We start from the raw sequence: 628 nt of genomic DNA, 5'->3' as shown, positions 1-628 counted from the left end.
CCGGAAATTGATCAGCTCGGCGTTCACTCCGCGCCAGATCCAGCGGGTGGAGGAGCAGGTCCGCGCCAATGCCACGCGGATCGTGGACGATTTCGTCGCCGATCTGCGGGCCGGCGAGACCCTCGATTTCGTCGATGCGGTGTCCCGGAAACTGCCCATGCAGACCATTTCGCAGATGATCGGGATCCCCGAGGCCGACCGCGAGGCGGTCGCGTTCGCGACCGAAGCCCTGTTCGGCACCACCGACCTCGAGTACACGAGCCTCGAGGAGCGTGCCGAGTTCTTCTACAGGCAGATCGGCATCCTCCACTCCGCCGGCACCGACCTGGCCCGGCGGCGCCGCGTGGAACCGCGCAATGACCTCATGAGCGCGATGATCGATGCCGAATTCGACGGGCATCGCCTCAGCGACGAGGACATCGGCGCGTTCATGGTGCTGATCTCCGCCGCCGGCAATGACACCACCAAACAGACCACCTCCCATGCGTTCAAGGCGCTGGTTGAGAATCCGGACCAAATCGATTGGCTGCGTGCGGATCTCGATGGGCGGATGAACGCCGCAATCGAGGAATTCATCCGCTGGGGCAGCGTCGTGGTGCATTTCGCCCGCCGAGCGACCCGCGATACC

Annotated in this window: 1 protein-coding gene; it reads left to right on the top strand. The window is 64.6% G+C overall.

Annotation, left to right across the window (positions count from 1 at the left end; genetic code table 11):
• Positions 1–175 precede the first annotated feature (175 nt).
• A partial coding sequence (locus tag IEY68_RS35875) for a cytochrome P450 (protein ID WP_229719243.1) occupies positions 176–628 on the top strand: 453 nt, incomplete at its 3' end.

Source organism: Nocardia jinanensis, from assembly GCF_014645735.1.
Classification (GTDB): domain Bacteria; phylum Actinomycetota; class Actinomycetes; order Mycobacteriales; family Mycobacteriaceae; genus Nocardia; species Nocardia jinanensis.
Note: the sequence above shows the minus strand (reverse complement) of the source record. Positions and strands in the feature narration are given on the sequence as shown.